14 protein-coding genes are annotated in these 19,486 nt (G+C 60.1%); 5 read left to right on the top strand and 9 right to left on the bottom strand.

Annotated elements, in window-relative coordinates; all coding sequences use genetic code 11:
* Window positions 1–78: 78 nt before the first annotated feature.
* A complete protein-coding gene (locus K2U94_RS19345; RefSeq protein ID WP_243068938.1) occupies window positions 79–351 on the top strand; it encodes a WGR domain-containing protein in 273 nt (90 codons plus the stop codon).
* Window positions 352–474: 123 nt separating this feature from the next.
* Here the strand turns inward: K2U94_RS19345 and recD2 are convergent, their stop codons facing one another.
* The 4 genes from recD2 to K2U94_RS19325 all read right to left on the bottom strand — a co-directional run bounded on the left by recD2 (window position 475) and on the right by K2U94_RS19325 (window position 7,017).
* The gene (gene recD2, locus K2U94_RS19340; protein WP_243068937.1) at window positions 475–2,670 is read right to left on the bottom strand and encodes an SF1B family DNA helicase RecD2; all 2,196 of its coding nucleotides are present in this window, start codon (window positions 2,668–2,670) and stop codon (window positions 475–477) included.
* A gap of 155 nt (window positions 2,671–2,825) precedes the next feature.
* Window positions 2,826–3,719 carry a 3'-5' exonuclease gene (locus tag K2U94_RS19335; RefSeq protein WP_243068936.1) on the bottom strand — a complete coding sequence of 298 codons (894 nt, stop codon included), beginning with the start codon at window positions 3,717–3,719 and terminating at the stop codon, window positions 2,826–2,828.
* Window positions 3,719–5,740 carry an ATP-binding protein gene (locus tag K2U94_RS19330; protein ID WP_243068935.1) on the bottom strand — a complete coding sequence of 674 codons (2,022 nt, stop codon included), beginning with the start codon at window positions 5,738–5,740 and terminating at the stop codon, window positions 3,719–3,721. Before K2U94_RS19330 ends, K2U94_RS19335 begins: the two co-directional genes overlap by 1 nt.
* Window positions 5,737–7,017, bottom strand: a complete 1,281-nt coding sequence (locus K2U94_RS19325) for an SIR2 family protein (RefSeq protein WP_243068934.1) — start codon at window positions 7,015–7,017, stop codon at window positions 5,737–5,739. The genes K2U94_RS19330 and K2U94_RS19325 overlap by 4 nt, the downstream gene beginning before the upstream one ends.
* Before the next feature lie 356 nt (window positions 7,018–7,373).
* Between K2U94_RS19325 and tnpA the strand changes: the two genes are divergently transcribed.
* The 3 genes from tnpA to tnpC all read left to right on the top strand — a co-directional run bounded on the left by tnpA (window position 7,374) and on the right by tnpC (window position 9,751).
* Window positions 7,374–7,724: an IS66-like element accessory protein TnpA gene (gene tnpA, locus K2U94_RS19320; protein WP_243068933.1), complete on the top strand. Its 351-nt coding sequence runs from the start codon at window positions 7,374–7,376 to the stop codon at window positions 7,722–7,724.
* On the top strand, window positions 7,721–8,068 hold the full coding sequence (gene tnpB, locus K2U94_RS19315; RefSeq protein WP_243080209.1) for an IS66 family insertion sequence element accessory protein TnpB: 348 nt from the start codon (window positions 7,721–7,723) through the stop codon (window positions 8,066–8,068). Before tnpA ends, tnpB begins: the two co-directional genes overlap by 4 nt.
* A 72-nt stretch (window positions 8,069–8,140) precedes the next feature.
* The gene (tnpC, locus tag K2U94_RS19310) at window positions 8,141–9,751 is read left to right on the top strand and encodes an IS66 family transposase (protein ID WP_243068931.1); all 1,611 of its coding nucleotides are present in this window, start codon (window positions 8,141–8,143) and stop codon (window positions 9,749–9,751) included.
* Between the two features lie 61 nt (window positions 9,752–9,812).
* Here the strand turns inward: tnpC and K2U94_RS19305 are convergent, their stop codons facing one another.
* The 5 genes from K2U94_RS19305 to K2U94_RS19285 form a co-directional block, all read right to left on the bottom strand.
* A complete protein-coding gene (locus K2U94_RS19305) occupies window positions 9,813–10,229 on the bottom strand; it encodes a hypothetical protein (RefSeq protein WP_243068930.1) in 417 nt (138 codons plus the stop codon).
* 250 nt (window positions 10,230–10,479) lie between these two features.
* On the bottom strand, window positions 10,480–14,130 hold the full coding sequence (locus tag K2U94_RS19300) for a DEAD/DEAH box helicase (RefSeq protein ID WP_243068929.1): 3,651 nt from the start codon (window positions 14,128–14,130) through the stop codon (window positions 10,480–10,482).
* On the bottom strand, window positions 14,130–15,089 hold the full coding sequence (locus K2U94_RS19295; RefSeq protein WP_243068928.1) for an aminotransferase: 960 nt from the start codon (window positions 15,087–15,089) through the stop codon (window positions 14,130–14,132). The genes K2U94_RS19300 and K2U94_RS19295 overlap by 1 nt, the downstream gene beginning before the upstream one ends.
* Window positions 15,090–15,200: 111 nt before the next feature.
* Window positions 15,201–15,629 (bottom strand): type II toxin-antitoxin system VapC family toxin, encoded by a 429-nt coding sequence (locus K2U94_RS19290; RefSeq protein WP_243068927.1) that lies wholly within the window; start codon window positions 15,627–15,629, stop codon window positions 15,201–15,203.
* Complete coding sequence (locus K2U94_RS19285) at window positions 15,629–15,928, bottom strand: hypothetical protein (RefSeq protein ID WP_243068926.1); 300 nt, start codon at window positions 15,926–15,928, stop codon at window positions 15,629–15,631. Before K2U94_RS19285 ends, K2U94_RS19290 begins: the two co-directional genes overlap by 1 nt.
* A gap of 67 nt (window positions 15,929–15,995) precedes the next feature.
* Between K2U94_RS19285 and K2U94_RS19280 the strand changes: the two genes are divergently transcribed.
* Window positions 15,996–19,397 (top strand): NERD domain-containing protein, encoded by a 3,402-nt coding sequence (locus K2U94_RS19280; protein ID WP_243068925.1) that lies wholly within the window; start codon window positions 15,996–15,998, stop codon window positions 19,395–19,397.
* Window positions 19,398–19,486: the final 89 nt, after the last annotated feature.

Here is a 19,486-nt window from a genome sequence, read left to right as displayed (position 1 = left end):
CGAGCGCGTGAATCAATCGACGCGCTTTGATTCAAATTTCCAATTGGACGCGGAGTCGGCGCTTTGCGACTCTTCGACATGTCCCCAGCAGACTTGAAGATCGCTACGCGCAAATTCTCGGAAGCTGTGCACCTGCGCCGGATCGACCCGACGCGGAACATGGCGAGGTTCTACGAAGTCTCGCTTGAGCCCTCGCTATTTGGGACCTGGGCGGTCGTGCGCCGCTGGGGTCGTATCGGCTGTCAGGGCCGAATTCGATTGGAGCTTTGCGACAGCGCCGACGACGCCTTCGATTGCATCAAGCGTCTGATCTCGGCGAAGCGTCGGCGCGGCTATCAAACGGTCGTGTAACTGCGCTCGCGCAGGCAGTTGGTTTTGGTTGGAGATATTTTTTGCGCAAACCTCAGTTTCTGGCGCTGAATTTAGGAGGAGGTCGTTTTCGTATGCGTTTCGAACGAAAGCGTGTGGCGTCAATCATGCCGCCGCCCCGTTCCCCGTCAGCCATTCGCGCAGTTTCGTCCAACGTCGTCGCGACCCATGGCTGCGGACGGCGATGGCGAGCGCCTTGCGCTGTCCGACGATGACGACGAGGCGCTTGCCCCGGGTGACGGCGGTATAGACCAGGTTCCTGGCGAGCATTGTGTAGTGCTGTTTCGCCAGCGTGATCACCACGGCGGGATATTCCGACCCCTGCGACTTGTGAATCGTCGTCGCGTAGGCGGGAACGAGCGCGTCGAGTTCACCGAACGGATATTCGACCTCGCGCCCGTCGAAGTCGGCGATCAGAACACCGTCGGTCTGGTCGATGCGCCGGACCCTGCCGAGATCGCCGTTGAACACCTCGCGGTCGTAGTCGTTTTCGGTCTGCATGACCTTGTCGCCCGGAGCGAAGGCCGAGCCGAAACGCTCGATTTTCTCGCCCATGTTCGGATTTAGGGCGTTCTGGAGATCGGCGTTGAGCGCCCGCGCGCCAAGGGCCCCGCGCTGCATCGGGCACAGCACCTGAATGTCGCGGACCGGATCGAGGCCGAAGCGTCGGGGAATTCTGTCGCGGACGATCTCGACCACCTTCGCGGCGCCATCCTCGGGATCAGCTGCCTCGACGAAGAAGAAGTCGGAGTCTTCGCCCGGCTTGGTCCATTCCGGCATTTCGCCGCGATTGATGCGATGCGCATTGACGACGATCCGGCTCTCGGCGGCTTGCCGGAACACCTCGGTCAACCGGGCGACCGCGACGGCGCCGGAATTGATGACGTCGGCAAGCACCTGCCCCGGACCGACCGACGGCAATTGGTCGACGTCGCCGACCAACAGCAGGGCCGCCTTCGGGGGAATGGCCTTCACCAGGGCGAACATCAGCGAGGCATCGAGCATGCTGGTCTCGTCGACGACGAGAAGATCGCAATCAAGCTGGTTCTCGGCGTTGCGTTTGAACCCGCCCTTCTTGGGATCGGTCTCAAGCAGCCGGTGGATAGTCTTGGCTTCGATGCCGGTCTGCTCGGACATTCGCTTGGCGGCGCGGCCGGTCGGCGCCGCGAGCAGGATCTTCGTTCCCTTGGCGAGGACGATGCGCAGGATGGCGTCGAGCAGCGTCGTTTTGCCGACGCCGGGTCCGCCCGTGACTACGGCCGTCTTTGACCGGAGCACCATCGCGATCGCGGCGCGCTGCGACGCCGCCAGTGTCTTGCCGGTCTTTTTCTCGACCCACGGAACAGCCTTGTCGGCTTCGATCGCCGGCCATGGCGGCTCGCCCCGCGCCAACGCAAGCAGGCGTTCGGCGATGCCGCGCTCGGCGAGATACAGCCCGCGCAGGAAGATGCAGGATCGCCCCTCGATCGTGTCCGCAACGACCTCGCTGCCGGCGATCTCATGGGCCAGGGCCGCGTCGACGACGCCGGCGTCGACTTCGAGCAGCGTCGTCGCCAGTTTGATGAGGTCCTCCGCCGGCAGACCGCAATGGCCCTCGTCGGTCGCTTCCTGCAGCGCGAAGGAGACGCCAGCGCGCACCCTTTGCGGCGCTTCGCGCGTCATGCCGAGCTTCATGGCGATGGCGTCGGCGGTGCGAAACCCGATGCCGCGGATGTCGCGCGCGAGCCGATAGGGATCCTCGGTCATGACCTGGATTGCGTCGTGTCCATAAGTCTTGAAGATGCGGACCGCCCGCGACGTGCCAACGCCGTTGGAGTGCAGGAAGAGCATGATGTCGCGGACGGCCTTTTGCTCGGCCCAGCCGGCGGCGATTTTTCCGGCGCGGAACTCGCCTATGCCCGAAACGTCCCTCAGCTTCTCCGGGCTCGCCTCGATGATTTCGAACGTCGCCGCGCCGAATACGGCGACGATCCGCTCGGCGAGCTTCGGGCCGATGCCGCGCACCATGCCGGAGCCGAGGTATTTCTCAATCCCCTCGGCCGTCGTCGGCGGCGTAGTCTTGAGGAAATCCGCCTTGAATTGCAGCCCGTGGGTTCGGTCGGTGATCCAGACGCCGACGGCGTGGATGAATTCGCCAGCCGAAATCGACGCGGCGTGGCCGACGACCGGCACAAGGTCGCGCTGCCCCCGCGCCTTCACTTTCAAAACAGCGAAGCCGGTGTCCTCATTGTGAAACGTGACCCGCTCGACCGCGCCGACGAGCGTATCTTTGGGCGGCGTTGCATCGAAGGAGGGCTTCATCGGAGCGTACCGAATTCGGGGCGATGGACATTCAGGCTATCACTGTTCGCCGAGCAAGATCACATTTGGCTATCGCAGCGATTTGGGTGCCGGCGCTGTAGTGTTCCGGCATAACGACAGATGTGCTCGCGTCGCATCATCATCGATCCCCAACGCTAGACCCGGTCAGAATACCGATCATAAGCCGTCACGCGGACGGGGTTGAGCTCGACCTCGTATCGATAAATCTCCCGCTGCATATAGACGAGTTCTGCATCCTTTTGAACGTCTGAGACGTCAATGTACCACGCTCTTGGTCGACCGTTCTCTTCGCCGTTCCACCGGTAGCCACGTGCTTTCAAAAAATCCTTGCATTCAAATGGGGAGTTTTCCGCCCAAATGCGCCACGTTGGCTGGCGTGCACGTTCAAGTAATTTTGCCAAAGCTGGGACACGAGCGCGAGGAAGCTCGCGCGCCAAGACCTCAATTGCCGCTAGACAGTCGTTGGCTGCTCGGTGTCGATCATAGAAAAAGCCCTGCGCCATAGCGAGGTAGGGAAGCTTCGTCCCTTCGAATCCCTCGGCTGCCCAATCAACCTCTGCCATAGAACAAGCCCATGGCTTGGTCGAAAACATCGGGCAGAACCGCTCCAAAAAGCGACGATCAAAGGCAGCATTGTGGGCGATAACCAAAGCGGCTGGCGCAGCAAATTTGACGACCTCGGCTAGGTCGATTTCTTTTCCAGACACCATTTCGGCGGTTATGCCTGTAAGTGCCGTTATTTCGGGAGGGATTGGCGTGGACGGTTCACGAAGACGGTCGAATGGGTCGAGCACCTGAACCACAGTGCCGTCCAGGGCATATCTGAACGGCACCATCGCTAACTCAACTATCTCATCCAGTTCTGGATTGAGGCCTGTCGTCTCCACATCGACAAAAAGGCCGGCGCGAGTTTCAACGCCAGGAAACCCTTCGATCGGCGCGCGCGGCTGAAGGCGCCGCAAAACTTTATAGTCTGGGCTTTTCTCCAGAGCAGCGGCAAATTTTTCGAGATCTGGTTCACCCGTCATCAGCCGACCACGCCGCCATCGGCGCCGTTAACAGGCGGTGCTGCGATGCAGACCTGAGCCGTGCGTCCTTCTTCATGGAACCAAAGATCCCGGATTTTTGCATCATCGCTCGCGGGAAGCGGATGGGCGTCGCGCACCCTGAACGTCGTCGGCAGATTCACCGATGTTCCGAATACCAGCGCATGTTGCTTGGGCAAGGATGGCAGGCGCTTCAAGACCGCATCCGAAATAAACGGGGTCATCTGCCGAATGTGCGAGAGATCGTCAGGGTTCTGGATGCGGTGGATTACGAAATTTGAGCACTGCGACAGCACGGTCTTTGACAGTTCACTCGGTCTTTGAGAGGCAACGAGCAGGAACAGCCCGTATTTACGGCCCTCTTTGGCGATGCGCTCAAAGACGCGGCTTGCGTCGATTGCATAACGTGACGGCGTGGAAGCGATGTAGCGATGCGCCTCTTCGAGCAACAAGTGGATGGGAAAGCGGTTGCGTGGATCAGCCTGGCGGAGCAAGCGGAATGCCATCCGCGCCAAAACCGAAGCCACCAGTTCCACGACTTCGTCCTCGACCGCGTTCATATCGATGATCACGATCTGGTTCTGCTTCACCCAGCCGGCGCCGTTTCGCGACAAGCCTAGAAGGCGCTCCAGGAATGAGGCGATAGACGGATTATTGCCGTCAGCCTGAAGATCTTGCCTAAGAAACGCGTATTCTTGGCGCTCCTCCAACGATTTAAACCGTGTCAACAACTGGGAACAATAGTCGCGAATTTGCCTGTTTCCGTGCGCCTCCTCATAGAGAATCGCAAGGTCGAGTGCCTCACCCAGCGCGGAAAACTCGAACGGAAGACTCTCGTAGGCGGGAAGCTTCAGCCCGTCGATAATGAACCCTCCACCTTGAGCGCCACCGAGCAGGTAGGAGGTCAGCCCCTCAGGATTTGCCATTTGGCCATAATTGATCCGGATGTATTGGGCGATTATCCGGTTGTTGATCTCGACCGTATTGAATCGTTGTAGAAGCCCCACCATCCGATCATGCTTGGACGGACTTCCCGAGTCATCCCGAAGGATCTGGCTTAAGCAAGTGGCCAAGATATGGTTCTTGATGCCGTTCAACTCGCGCGTGTTCCCGCCTGAGAATAGTGTCGAGAGCCCGAGCGCCATGCGCAGAATTGGTACTTGGGTCCGCTCGCTCGCCTGGAGAAGCAACTCCCATTCCGACTGCTCAAGGAACCAATGAGGCAATCGGAAACGCCCGTTCGCCGACGAACCATCAAGCACAATATGAGCAACACCAATCCCGCTCCCATTGGCCAGGGGCGTCAGCGCCTTGGCATATTCACCGTTGACATCGAAGACGACGAAGGTTGCACCGCGGGCATGGTGTTCATCGGCTTTGTCAAACAAGGATTGCAGCACAGACGCTACCGTGCAGGACTTGCCGCTGCCGGTGTTTCCGAGAACCGCAGTATGCCCGCCAAAGAAGTCATCAATACGAACTTTGACGTCGTAGCCGTCGAAGATGACAGACCTGCCGATCGATAGCGCGCGAAAACGCGTCGCCTCGGGCGGAATTGGCGGATCGTCTCCCCTCTTTGGCGCGGGCTCACTCGGGACATCCGTTTCGAACACACGATCGAGTTCCGCATCCAGCGCGTAGAGCGCGTCCGCGTATAGGGACGGAAACACGGACACGCCGAATCGAAATTTCTCCCGGCGGTCCTGCGGCAACATTCCAACGGGGACAACGTCCAGAAATTTCGCAGATGACGCTTTGTCCATCTCCCCGTCGCCACGACCAGGGCGGCTCACATCCTGCTCGCGTAGACCAACAACTTCCGCGACCACATATTCGGTTTGAACCGGAAGCATCAGAAATGAGCCGAGCCGAGCGACGTAATGAACGTCATCGAAGCCAACGACGGTGAAGTTGTCGGTACCGGCGTGCATCTCGACGACGAATCGATCGGCCGCAACGGAGACGACCTTACCGATGGCGCGTTTACGATCATCCCGACTCATTCTGCCTCCTCCCTCTTTCGAGGAGGAGACATCGCTTCCAGAACCTTCCGGATCGCATCGTCAATGCGTTCACTCGGGCGCTGCGGCAGGAACTGTTCGATGATCGTGTCAAAATAGTGCGCCTTGCGACCAGCTTGGGGCCCGTCGCCACCAATGATCCAGATCCGCGGATCCCTCAACGCCTTGAGTTTCTCAATCTCGCCTTTCAGCGTCGGGTCAACAAAGATCACCAACCGAAAGGTGGGGATCGTCAGCGCCTGATAAATGATGTTGTTAATGTGCTCGTCGCCGAATGCGTAGCCCATCGTGAACAGCACGCTCTGCTCGCGTACGACCCGCGATTGGAATTCACGAAAAAGGTCAGCGTAGGGCGATCCGAGGCTGGCGTTCTGTTTTGCGGGCGTGGGATAAATCATCACTTTCCCGGGCTCGTTGGAGGCTGCCGCCTCCCTGATCGGATAAAGCCCGTGATCGTCCTCGGTCCAACTGATCGAACCATGGATTTTGCAGAGATAGACAAAACCATCAACGGCCGACCATTTGCGGCTGGTCAGATCGAGCTGTTCCGCAAGAGCATATCGAAAGGTCGCCGGATTGAACCGGCGCTCAACAACGCCGGAGAATCCATTCGCATACGGCAGGCCGAGCCTGTCCATCGCCGTCTCGTTGAAAAGATCGTAATTGGTCGTGAATATCCAAGGACGGGGCAGTGAACGATCGCGGAGAACGAGTTTTCTGTAAAAAGTCTCATACAGATTCAGGACACTCCGGTCGCCTTCGGCGAATTTTCCTTGTGTGCATTTTTCCCAGAGGAAGCCCTGCACTTTTGCGATGATCGATTCGACGATTTCCAGGTCCCTCTTCGCCGCCTCAAGCGAACTCCGTCCCAGAGAGAAGCGCAAGCTGTGGAGCAATTCCATGAGACGTTCGAGGTTGCGGGCATATTCGTCGGCGCCAATATCAATGCCGAGCCGATCAATCAGTGCCTGGCGTTCTTTAGCCGTTGGCAAGCCAGGGACGTCTTCCTCCAACTTTTTCGTAAATTCTTCAGCAAGCGGGGCCATGGTCGGAATCCCAACCTCTGCCCCATTAACACGTAGCGATGAACATCCAGCGCCCAGCAAGAATGCTACATTCTTTGCGTTAAGGGATTCTGCGAGAGCTTTGCGGACGATCTCCGCTCCTTCCGCCCAATCATATTCGCGCCCGTCAGACTCGGAGCCCCGAATAAACTGGAAAACTTGCTTTGGTTTCTCGCCGTCTTCTGAATCGCTCAAGTCGCTCTCCACAGCATTATTTAAATTGTTCGGCGCTGTCGGCCTTCGGCCGAGGAAGCGGGTTCATCGGACGTGCCGAGCGTCAAAGCGGACTCGGAATAGCGGCGCCGTTGTTAAATTGAAAGCCAATGCGTGGCGACGTGGCGTATACACCAAATTCAAGCCTCTGGCCGGCCGATCGGTTCGTGGTCGAGACAAGTTGCGCGGTCATCGTACTCAAATCTGAAATCTGCCGTCTCTCGAATTGTATCCCTCCGGCGTGACGCGCCTTGCAGGAATTAGGGCCTCAGAGCGATTCTACGCAGCTAAATCGGCTTTATGAGCGAGGATAGCTGCGCAGCATGGGACGAATGACATTGATTTCTGGCGCCGAGCGCCGCCGGCGCTGGAGTGACGAAGACCGGGCGCGGATTCTCGCCGCCAGTTTTGAACCCGGGGCGGTGATCGCGGAAGTGGCGCGCCGCGAGGATGTTTGCACCAGCCTCGTCTTCAAATGGCGCCGGGAGATGCGCGAAGCTGTTGAGGCGGATGCTTCCGGATTTGCGCCCGTTGTCATCAAGCCGGCGCCAGCGGCGCCTTGCTCATCGCCATCAACGAACTTGGGTTCCGCCGTGATCGAGGTGGAGCTGAGGGAGGCGCGCGTGCGGATCCACGCTGGCGCGCCGTCGTCGGTGATCGCGGCGGCCTTGAAGGCGTTGCAGCCATGATCCCGATACCCTCGGGATGCCGCGTCTGGATTGCGATGGGTCACACGGACATGCGCCGGGGCATGCAGGGTTTGGCCCTTCAGGTCCAGGAGCAGTTGATGCGAGATCCCCACGCCGGCGACCTGTACATCTTCAGGGGTCGTCGCGGCGATCTGGCGAAGATTCTTTGGCATGACGGCGTCGGGCTTTCTCTCTACGCCAAGAGATTGGACCGAGGAAAGTTCATCTGGCCTTCAGCGAAAGACGGCGTCGTTTCGATATCGGCTTCTCAGATGGCCTGTATGCTTGAGGGGGTCGACTGGCGAAATCCGCAATTGACCTGGCGACCGACCAGCGCCGGGTAAGGGCGAAAAAATCTTGGGTTGAACGCATTTTGGGGCGCCTCGAATCGCTCGATTTGTGATTCACTCTGGGTCATGGACGCCGCCCGCCTCGCCCTCGCAGAAGAAAACGCCGCGCTGAAAGCGGAGTTGGCGGTGGCGCGGGCCAAAGCCTCGGAAGACACGGCGCTGATCGCGCAGCAGAAGCTGCGGATCGCCAAGCTGGAACGCCAAATTTATGGACAACGTTCCGAGCGCTCGGAGCGCCTAATCGATCAGTTGTCGCTGGCGTTCGAAGAGGCGGAGGCCAGCGCCACACAAGACGAACTCGCGGCAGAACAGGCCGTCGCCCAGACAACGACTGTGCGCGGATTTACGCGCCAACGCCCCGAGCGCAACACGTTCCCCGAGCATCTTCCCCGCGAACGGGTGGTGATCGCGCCGCCGACGGCGTGCGAATGCTGCGGCGGCCACCGGCTGCGCAAGCTCGGCGAGGACGTGACGCGGACGCTGGAGTCGCAGCCGCGTCAGTGGAAGGTGGTCGAGACGGTGCGCGAAAAGTTCACCTGCCGCAATTGCGAGAAGGTCAGTCAGGCGCCCGCGCCGTTCCACGTCATCCCAAGAGGATGGGCGGGGCCGAGTCTGCTGGCGATGATCGTGTTCGAGAAGTTCGGCCAGCACCAGCCGTTGAACCGCCAAGCCGAACGCTACGCCCTGGAAGGCGTGCCGATCCCGCTGTCGACCATGGCGGACTCCGTGGGATTGGTCTGCGCGGCGCTGAATCCGATCCTTCGTCTGATGGAGGCCCATGTGATGGCGGCCGAGCGGCTGCATGGCGACGATACGACCGTGCCAGTTCTAGCCGAGGGCAAGACCGACACCGGGCGATGCTGGATCTACGTGCGCGACGACAAGCCCTTCGGCGGCGCCGGGCCGCCGGCGGCGATGTTCTATTATTCGCGCAATCGCCGGGGCGAGAATCCGCAGGCGCATCTGGCTGGATATTCCGGAATCTTCCAGGCGGACGCCTTTGAAGGCTACGGCAAGCTTTATCAGGCTGACCGAAAGCCCGGTCCGATCAAGGAGGCGGCGTGTTGGGCGCATGCGCGGCGACCGTTCTTCATCATGGCCGACATCGAGGAGAACGCGCGGCGCAAGGCCTCCGGCAAAAAGGAGATTCCGCTGTCGCCCGTCGCGATCGAGGTCGTGCGCCGCATCGACGCGCTGTTCGAGATCGAGCGCGCGATCAACGGCACGAGCGCCGCGGAGCGCCTGGCGGTTCGGCAAAAGCAGAGCCGGCCGCTGATCGAGGATCTCCAAGTCTATCTGCGCGAGCAGTTCGGCAAGTTCTCGCGCGGGCACGATCTCGCCAAGGCGATCAATTACATTCTCAAGCGTTGGCCGGCCTTCACGCTGTTTCTTGAGGACGGGCGCGTTTGCCTCTCGAACAACGCTGCTGAGCGAGGCCTGCGCGGCATCGCCCTTGGAAGAAAATCGTGGTTGTTCTGCGGGTCGGATCGCGGGGGCGAGCGCGCCGCGGCGATGTACAGCCTGATCATCACCTGCAAGATGAATGGCGTCGATCCGCAGGCCTGGCTGGCCGACGTCCTCACCCGCATCGCCGGCCACCCCGCGCACCGACTGGACGAACTGATGCCGTGGAACTGGAAGCCGCAGTCGCCGGCCGCATCCGCCAAGGCCGCCTGAAGCGATCGCGTTGAAGCCGGTCAGCCCGTGCCTGCGTGGTACGGCGGAGGGATACCTCGAATTAAGAGAGAACTGCCTTGGTAGGGCGCGTCGCGAACCGCATCGCTTCGGCCGCCTCTGCAGGATCGGACAGAACCTTACAGTCATTCACGCGCTCGAGGTCGAGTTGGGGGCGTGTGATCAGAACATGGAGTGGACCATCTGTGAGGAAATAGTCGCAATAGCTTAGCGCCGCGGTCGCGTGGTGGAAGTCGTAATAGTCGTTCGGTTTGAACTTACGTTCCTTGTCCCATCGCATTCCTGAATGAAGCGATCCGCCTATGTGCAGCGTCCGAAGGGTCCTGCGATGTTTAAGCTGCTTCATGGCATGATAGAGCAGATTGCGGCACATTTTCACGCTCTCAGCACGCTCCTCCGGCGTGATATCCGCGGCGATGTCGCCCACGACCTCGAATGGCCCCGCGAAGCTCGATATCATACGTGCCTTCGTAGCTTCTCAGGTATCCATCCGGCGTAGCACGCAGGCGGTCGGCTTGGCGCATCCGGCTGTGGTGCTCAATAGTCACTCGCGATTTTCCAAACGCATCGTCCTGGGCAACGGCATTACCATCTGCTGATGGGCGGAACAAAGAGGAAACTACGCCCGTGCGCACGCTTGTAGTGCGACTTGCTCACCCCGGCCAAAATGTTTTTCCTCGTGCCTTCAATTCTGCGCCTCCAATTGCTCCCTATGGCCGTGGGGCGGCTGAGAACGTGCGATGGACCGCAGTTTCCCTCCGGCTAATGCGAAGTTCGTAGTCGTTACTGATCCTTCGGGTTGCGAACTCTCCGAGAATGTCGTTGGAACGCGCGAGTTCGAAGCCGGCGGGATCGAGCCATCGAACGAGCCCGCCGTTCTCCACCGGGATGACGCTGTATCGTCGTCGACGGCCGTTGGTGCCTGTCAGTTGGACAGCTTCGGGCCCTTCCGCTGGCTCTATCCACTCTCTGCGCGGTAGGTTGCCCTGCCACTGAAGGAAGAGCTGGGGATCAATCCAGTCCTCTGGCTCGATGTCGTCGAATTCCTGGTTCAACCAGGCATCGAACTCCTCTCGGCGCCCTGCCGCCGCCTCGCGCGTCTGCGCCAGATTCTGCGACAGCGCGAAGGCGACGAACGGATCATGGGTTCCCCACCTTAGAAGTTCTCGAGCCCAGAAGCCAAACCAAGGCAGGCCTGTCGTAGCCTTCCATTCAGCAAGGGAGGGGACGGCAAATGCGCCTCCAGCTCCCGTGGACCACGCTTGCGCCACCACAGCGCCGATGGCGACGCCGAGCCGAAATTCGAGATTGTCGGCGACAAAACGCTGCCATGCACGCAGATCGTCGGCTGCGGGCGCCATAGATTCTGGTTCGTGCATCCACCAGCCTAAAACGTTTGCCCAGGTGCGGAGGAGCGCTTGGTCAGCATCAGTTTGCCGCACGCGAAAGCCGAACCCGCGATCAGCGGCCAGCAGCTCGGCGATCCCTTCAAACACATCAATTCGCGCCTCGGCGTCGTCGTCGCCATAATTCGTCGCCGCGGCAATAAGCTCCCGAACGTGCGGCGCGATCTCCTCAAATCGACGGCCGACGAGCGGAGAGAAGCCATATTGATAAAGGCGGCGGCGTTCATCGGCATCCGGATAGATAGTTTCCACGATCGCACGCCCACGCTGCACAAATGCTCGTTCGAGCCAGGCCTCCTGGATTGCGGCCGCCGAGGTAAAGGTTGTCCGCCACAGGTTGACGAGATGCTCTTCCGCTCTGGCGCCTGTCATGGCCATGTCTTCCGCCCGAGCGATCTCCTCGAGAGCGGTCAGGAGCACTCCGTCCAACTCGTCAAGCGTATCGGCGAGCCTCGAGCGTGCGTCAGTCGCACCTTCTCCGGCTGCACTGCTGATATCTGTGGGCAGAACTTGCTCCAGCCAGTCGAGAAATTCATCGGGATCAACGCCAAGCAGCCCGACTGCTCGTTCTCGGATCGCATCGAGGAGCAACGCCAGCGGGCTTTCGACCTCATCCGCGTCCATTTCTTCGCGCAGAAGCGACACGCGCAGGCGGTCGTAATCTCTCTGCAGCTCCCGAAGCTGGCCGCGTTGGACCGGTATTGTGGCCGCCGCAGTGGAGGATACCTGTGTCGGTAAGGCGATGAGGGTCATGCCCTCGATGCCCTTCGCGGCGCCCGGCCTGCCGGCGCGACCTGCGAGATTACGGAATTCGGCTGTGGAAAGGGGGGCGATTACCTGTGTCTGGGTTAGCTGATCCCACGACCGGCGCTTAAGCGACGTGAGAAATATGAGGTCGAACGGGAGATTGACGCCCTCGGTCAGTGTCGCGGTCGCAACCGTGATCGGACAAATTCGACGTTCGATCATTTCCGTCATCAGCCGCCGCAGGCGCTGCGGCATTTGGCCGTGGCTGGTCGCGATTCCTTGATCGAGGAGGAAGAGTTCGAACGAGCCTTCGCCGCAATAGTCGATACATGCCGCGCGCGCCTCATCGAATCGTGCGCGATCGGCGCCATCGGGCGCGATGAAGCGCGGGACGGCAGCCCAGCTGTCGAGTTCAAGAGCTTCCCTGAACCAGCGCATCGTTTGCTCGGGCTCTTGCGTGACCGAAATCAGTATGCGCTGATCTTCCTCGACGAGGTGCAGCGCTGTCCAAAGAACGCTTAGACAGTTGAAACGATTGAGGCTGTTACGCATTGCAGCCGGAAGCTGCGGCATTGGTTGCATCCGCAGTGGCAAGTACACCGGCTGTTCCTCGCCTCGAATGTAGAGGGTCCGGCCATTCATAATGTCCAGGAGGATGCGGCCTGTCGCGTTGGGCGCGGTTTCAAGCACACCTATCACCTGACGCGTGCTGCGATAGCGTACGCCGACGGCCTCGGCGTCGCGACGGCCTTCGATCCATCGGGCAACTGGGAGCGCGGCACCGCCGGCGACCGCCGTAAGGGCAATGCGCACCACGTCCGGGCGCTGCGTTAAGACGCGAGAGACGAAATTCTCCAGTCGGATCGAACGGTTGCTGTGATCCGAGAAGCTGATACGCGTGTTCTCGCCGACGTCGGGCACAACTTGGTGCGCCTCGTCGAGAATGAGCAGGCGCAGACGCGCCGTCAATATTGGGCCGAGATAGCGCATCAGTGCGTCGGCCTTTTCAACGGTGGCGATAAGGACCGTCGGCTCGTCGCCCGTGAGCCAATAGTCCGTGATCCCCCAGTCGGCGCCGCCATAAAGCGCCGTGATCGTCATCTCGCCGCCGAGCTCCGACCGAAGTTTGGCTTCGACCTCGCCAGCGAGCGCCCGTGACGGGACGAGATAGATGGCCAGCGGCGCAAGGCCGTCATGATCGCGAAGCAGTAGTTCTTTCACGAGCGCCATGTTCGCCACGAGCGTCTTGCCGGAGCCCGTAGGCGTGCAGAGGGCGAAAGAAGAGTCGCGGAGCAGCCGATCGAGCCCCTGAAGCTGCGAGGTCCAAAGGATGCCGCGACCGCGACTGAACTGGTCTCGGGCGTAGGCCACGAGCTTTCCCCTCCGGTTCGGATTCAAGGCGGCAAGGGCGATTAAGGGGCGATAGATGCTCGCGGCTTTGTAACCGTCTGCGACCTGTCGCATGAGCGAGAGGGCCAACGACGCGTCATCGCTGAATGTCCTCAAGGCCATCTCGTCCAGCGCATAGAGCTTCGCCATGGCGGTCTCCAACCGCGCATCGTCGCCGCGCCGGAGGCTGTCGGCGATCAGCCCAAGGCTGCGGACAAGCTCGACCGTGAATAACCAAACAACCCGATCGTCGTCCTCGTCCAGTTCGTCGTCTTCGACACCTGGCGCGGCCAGTCGAAGCGATGCGTCCGATGCCGTCAAATCGGGATGCGCATTCCAGAAGGCCGCCGAGAGGCGAATGACACCGTCAAAGTCGGCTTTCAAAAAAGCAGCGTATAGCGCGACGCCTTCGTGCTCGGTGACGACCTGCCTGAGAAGGCCCGATGCCATAGCTGGCAGCCCTCCGAGCTGATAGGCGGCGCCCGCGAGTAACTCGATCGGGATGACGGCGCGAAGCGTGTCGGCTGCGCGGGACAACCATTCAAGGATCTCGCCGGTCCTCCTAAAGCAATCGATCGCGCGTGCCGAACCGGCTCCCTCGATCTCTCGAAAAATGTGTGCCGCGTGGAGTAGGCGACGGGCGTCGGCAAGCTGCCGGGTGGATTCTCGCTCAGCCCATTGAATGGTGGGGACCTGCCACGTGGTTTGAAGGCATCGGACATAGGCGCGAGCTTGTGGACGTGAAAGCTCGTTTTCGATGGCGAGCCTGCGGCGCAGGGTGTCGGCAACTTCGAGGCGCTCGGCGTCCAGCTCTGGCATTATTCATCGTCCTGCCAGAGGCTGGAATAGAGGCCATCAATCAGCTGTTCGCCGTCGGTTAGGATGAGTTCGACGACCTGTAGGTCATGCGGAGCCGTATATTCTTCTGGCGCTTCTTCCCATCCGATCAAGACATTGAGCTCCTTGCGGTCCCGCGCTCCGTTCCCGGCGATGAGGATGAGGTTGGTGCGCGGAAGCGGCGGGGCATTTTCCAGAATGATGGCCTGATCGATCGACAAAATTGCAGCTTGGTGGCCGTCGGGATCGCGAAGCTCCAAAAGGCGCTGAAGCTGCCGCAATCCATGCGGGACTGGCGTATCTCGATTGACTTCGAACCAGACACCGCGACCGGATCGTGCGCGCTCGCCGGTCTCTTCGTCTTCTTCCCAAGGACCGAGCATCAACGAGTCGACCGCAGATTTGGTTAGACGCTGACGCCATTTCGCTTCTCCGGCGATGAAGCGGACAGCCTCTCCCGCTTCGTTGAGCGACAGTCCTATGAAATCGGAGCCGAAGCGGCCGAAAATCTGGCGGGTTCGGGCAGGATCGCGTGCAAGGTCCCACAGATAGGCCTCAACATCAGCGTGCTCGCGAAAGAGAAAGATTGGGACACACCATTCGTGGCCACCAACGAATTTGGTTTGGAAAGCTTCTGTCATCATCCCGGCCATGACCTCTCCGAAGAGGCCGCGCCGTGCGGTGGACGGGAGGCAGCCAGGATAGCAGGCGTGCGCGCCGGGGGCGTCTGCGTCAGGATGGAGATCGATGGCAATTTGGCGGTGAAAATGTTCGCGAGCGTCGAGATGCGCGGACTCAAAATACGGCCGCAAGGCTGCGATGAGGTCCTCGTCTGTCGGGGTCTGCTGTTCGAGCAGCAGATGGCCATACGTTCCCCTAACCGTTCCGTTCGACGCCAGCCATTCTTCAAGGACTTCGGTGGGCGGCTCACAAGTATGCATTGGCTTCGCCCACTGAGAGAATGCGATAGCTTAGCCCAGCCTGCCGAGTGCTAGCGGTTGGGTCGGTCCAACGGGTCGTGCATTGATGAAGCATTCCCGTTGATGCTCCCGTCATGTCTTGCGCCGCAATGGGTTGACGATTTCGACGCCCTCAAAATCCTTTTCATTGTCGGTGACTACGGTGCATCCGTGGGCCTCGGCGACGGCGGCAATGATCGTGTCCAGCGCACTGCGAGGTCGGCCCTGCGCTTTCCCGTCCGCCATGAGCCGCGCCCAGACCAGGCCGGCGTTCTCGTCGAAGGGGAGCACACGGCCGGCGAACAGCGCCTGCGGTCCGTCCGGCCCTGAGAACCAGACTTCGAGCTGATCGCGCCGTTTGCCGGCTGGCTTCTCGAGGACGCCCCGGCGGATTTCGGCAACCGTCAGCGAGGCAATGAACAGATCCTCGTCGTTTTGGTCGCTCATCCACGCGAGAAGGGACTCAGAGGGATCAGGCTTCGTGATGTTGCTGATGATGTTGGTGTCGAGCAGGTAGCGCATCAGATTTCGACTTTACGCCCTTCCACGCGGGGACGAGCAAGGTCGAGATCGGCCCCCACAAGCGGGGAGCGGCGGAGCGCGGCCAGGATGCCGCCTTTCTTGGGCGGTTCGCCAGCAATGGTCTGGCTGACTGCTGCGCGTAATCGCGAGGCCTCAGGCCCATCTTCTGCGAGCCGGCGCGCCAGAGATCGGATGAGGTCGCGGTCAGCATCGCGACCGAGCACATCAAAGCGCGCCAAACCGCGCTCGCTAAGGCGAGATCGATAGTTCTGAATTGCACGTTTCTGCGAGTTGCCCACGGCCGTCTCCTAGAGATTTCCAGTAATATAGCCGCACGCGACGATTCAATCAAGGATCGCTGTCAAGGTGACCAACGCTGCAGCGCGAGCGAGAGAGGACGGCGACTTCCGGAACAGCCGCGGTGCGATATGCTTTCTGCTCTGCTATCATGGGCTTATGCGCGAGGAATCAACCAAAACTAAGATTTATATTGGCGGAGCGATCGATCACGAGTCGGAACGTAAGTTCTTGGCGTTCATAGTGTCTCGGCTCGAAGAGCAAAAGATCCCGTCGATTGTTCTCGCCAATGTCGAAATCGACGGACGCCAAATTGATTGCATAGTCGCGACCGCCAACTCCGTTTCAGTCATAGAGGTCAAGACCAGTCAGCTTCCTATCCGCGGCGATATCAACGGAACCTGGACGCGGTTGTCCGCGTCTGGCGAATGGAAGGACTATACCAACGCCTATAAGCAGGCGGTTGGCGCGAAGAACCGAGTTCGCGACGCTATGCAGGCGGCGAAACCGGTGGGCAACTTCCATCCGGACGGATTCGTTGTGTTCACCAGCCCGATTCCCGAAGGATCCGAGGTCACGCCCGGCAATTTCAAGGCGCAGGTCACTACAATCGACCTGTTTCCCGGTCGGTTCAAAACGGTGGCGACATCACCGTGGGCAATAACCGATTGGGAGGCATTTGCGCGGAAGCTCAAGTTGACCTCTGTGACGATGGATCAGGCCATAGCTGGCGTGGAGGTACGTGAGGCGTTTGACCTTCTGAAGCGCTACACCGACGCAGTCGCGTCAGAGTACGGGCGCGACGGGGCGCGATGGCTGCCGGAGACGGAAGAGCAGCGCGATGAATTGATGAACGCAGTCGCCGCTGACGCTGGCTGCTTTATCCGCGGCCCATCCGGATGCGGCAAGTCGCTAATGGCGAAATGGCTGGCAGCCAAGTTGGCCGCGGACGGCCACCCGGTTTTCTTCCTCGCAGCAAAAAACTTTACTGGTTCGTGGGCTGACAGCCTTCGTCGGGAGGTTGGATTGCTCACAGATGGCGTTTCCGCCGACATTTACCGTGTAGTCGCCCGTTCCGATCGGTCGGTTTTCCTAATTATCGACGGGATCAACGAATTCGGGGCAGCGGCGCTGGAAGCGCTGCGCGGCGCCCGAGCTCTGGTGCGACGGATGGGTGCACGGCTCATCATCACCGGCCAAGATGCGAAGCCTGAAGAATTCGGCGGGCTGCGCAGCGTGACGATTGCGCGCCCTAGCGTGGAATTGAAGCGACGGATCGCGCAGTCGGTCGGAGGGGAATTGACGCCAACCGCGCAGGAGGTGCTTCGGGCCGTGGCGTCGGGTATCGAGGCTGGGCTCGTTGGACAGATTGGCGGCGATCTGAAGGCCAACGCTACGCGCTTGCTTTTGGTCGACCAATACGTTCGTAAGCGCCTAGGCGAGCACGCGCGCTCTGGATCGTTTGGACTGAGACGGCTTGCGAGCACGCTACACGAGCAGGTCGCATTCTCGATGGCCGAAACGAGTTTTGACGAGTTCATGCGTGCTCAAGGTCTAAGCTTCGCCGAGTGCGACATGCTTTTTACGGCGGGTCTGCTGTTGCGACGTGCGGGTCGCGTTTCGTTCGCCCATGAGATGATCCTGAACGCGTGCGCTGCGTTTGATCTCGCACAGGCGGCGGCGACAGATGCCGCAAGCTTTGGGCAGCGGCTGTCAACGCCACTCCTTGAGCCGATTTCCGGCGATATCATTGCGGCGATCGAGGACGCTTCCGTATGTCGGGCACTTCTATCCGAGGTGATGAGTTCGTCACTGCTGGCAGGGGCGGCCGGAGGGCGGTTTGGCACGATCGCATCGTCGGCGGCGTTGGAGTTGCTGAAAGAGACGACAGACGCTTGCATTGCCGAAATCCGCAGCGCCCGCCTCGCGCTATCGAAGGACGGGGATGCTGTTCGGATAGGGTGGGAAGAGGGCTCCCGGCACAAGTGGACCTTTGCTGAAGAGGCGCGCCTTCGGGCAGTCGGCTGTCGCGCTGCTTTGGGACCTGGCATTGAGCTGTTTCTAAACCTCTGCGCCGAAATGGACGCCCGGTTGGCGAGTGAACGGCTGCGGTGGGCGGATTTCGCCCGCCAGGAACAATATCCGATCCGGAGCCAGAGTTTTGCACTTACCTACTACGGCTTCGGTAAATCTATCGGATTTACAGAGGTCGCCAGGTCGACACAGCGTGGGTTTGAGCCTCTGTCTGAAGAGTACAAGGCCTACCCATTCAATTTAGAGCAGATCACCTCAGGCCAGCTTCATTTCCTCCTGGAAGGCCGGCGGGTGTTCTTCGACGGCGACGATAGCCGCTTTGCCAAGGATCTGATTTATCTGTTTCGCGAGCGGTTTCGGTGGGAGCCGTACCACGTCCAGCTCGTCATGCTGAATTCGATTGGCTACGCACGTCGAGCGCCGCAGGAATTGATAGATCGCCTCGTCGAGGCAATCAACGCGCTCGAAGTTAAGCCAGGAAATTGGGGCATTAATTCGAGCGTCATCGACGCTTTGAAAATGCTTGGGGCGCTTGACGGCGACGCAGAAGATTCGCGCGCGCAGGTCAAGGCAGAGCTGGCATCTGTGCTTGTTGATGATGACGCTGCGGCCGACAATGACCTCGCTTTATCGCTGTGCATGAGGATGTTCGACCATCCGTTCGACTCTATCTACGCAGAGGAGATTTACGACCTGGATGAGGAGGTGCGGCGGCGCCTGTATCGTCGAGCGCTCCGAGCATCGGACGTCAAAAGTTCGACAAGTTTGAGCTGGCTTGTCAAGGAGGTAGCGTCGTTCGCCGATCCTGAGGATGCGTCCTTACTGCGGCCGCTCACGGGCTTACCCAGCCGGACAAACCCGTTTGTACAGGAGGAATGGGGCGCCTTCGCTGTCGCGACACTGTTTGTCGGTCGGCACCACGCCGAACTCGAGCCGATAGATTCAACGACGCCCGAAGAGCGCTGCCTCGTTGAACTTCGATCGCTGATCTATGCAGTCGAGGCGAAGCACGAAGCCGACGCTATGGATGCGCGGCTTGCTTGGCAACGTCTCCACCAGATGCCCGCTCAGCTGGTCGTCGGCTGCCTCAGCGAGGTCCAGACGGCGTTATTCGAGAGGTCCTATCAAGCGGACAGGGTCGAGGCGTATCCCCCATTGGATTTAGCTGGGGCATATCCCCTGGACTGCCTCACAGTTTCAAGACGCTTCATCGACGACGGAACTAATGCTCAGTTCTACCATCAGGTCCCCGACAATGAGAGTAGTATGTCGTTCGCTTTTAACACAGTCGGAGTTTATGGTGATCGAAGTGACGTCGAAAGGCTTCGCTCCCGCAGCGGTGCCCATCGCTTCGCGCGGCATGCGCTGGCGGCTCTTAAGCGACTGGATGCGGGCTCGACGGAGGAGCTGCAACGAGCAGGGGCCTATGACGTCTGATCTGCCATAGGCAGGATTGACGGGCAAAGACATTGACGAGTTAGCTTGAGACCATGCGACGCCGCAATCACAATGAGAGTCATGCGCTT

It is taken from the genome of Candidatus Rhodoblastus alkanivorans (genome assembly GCF_022760755.1).
Classification (GTDB): domain Bacteria; phylum Pseudomonadota; class Alphaproteobacteria; order Rhizobiales; family Beijerinckiaceae; genus Rhodoblastus; species Rhodoblastus alkanivorans.
Note: the sequence above shows the minus strand (reverse complement) of the source record. Positions and strands in the feature narration are given on the sequence as shown.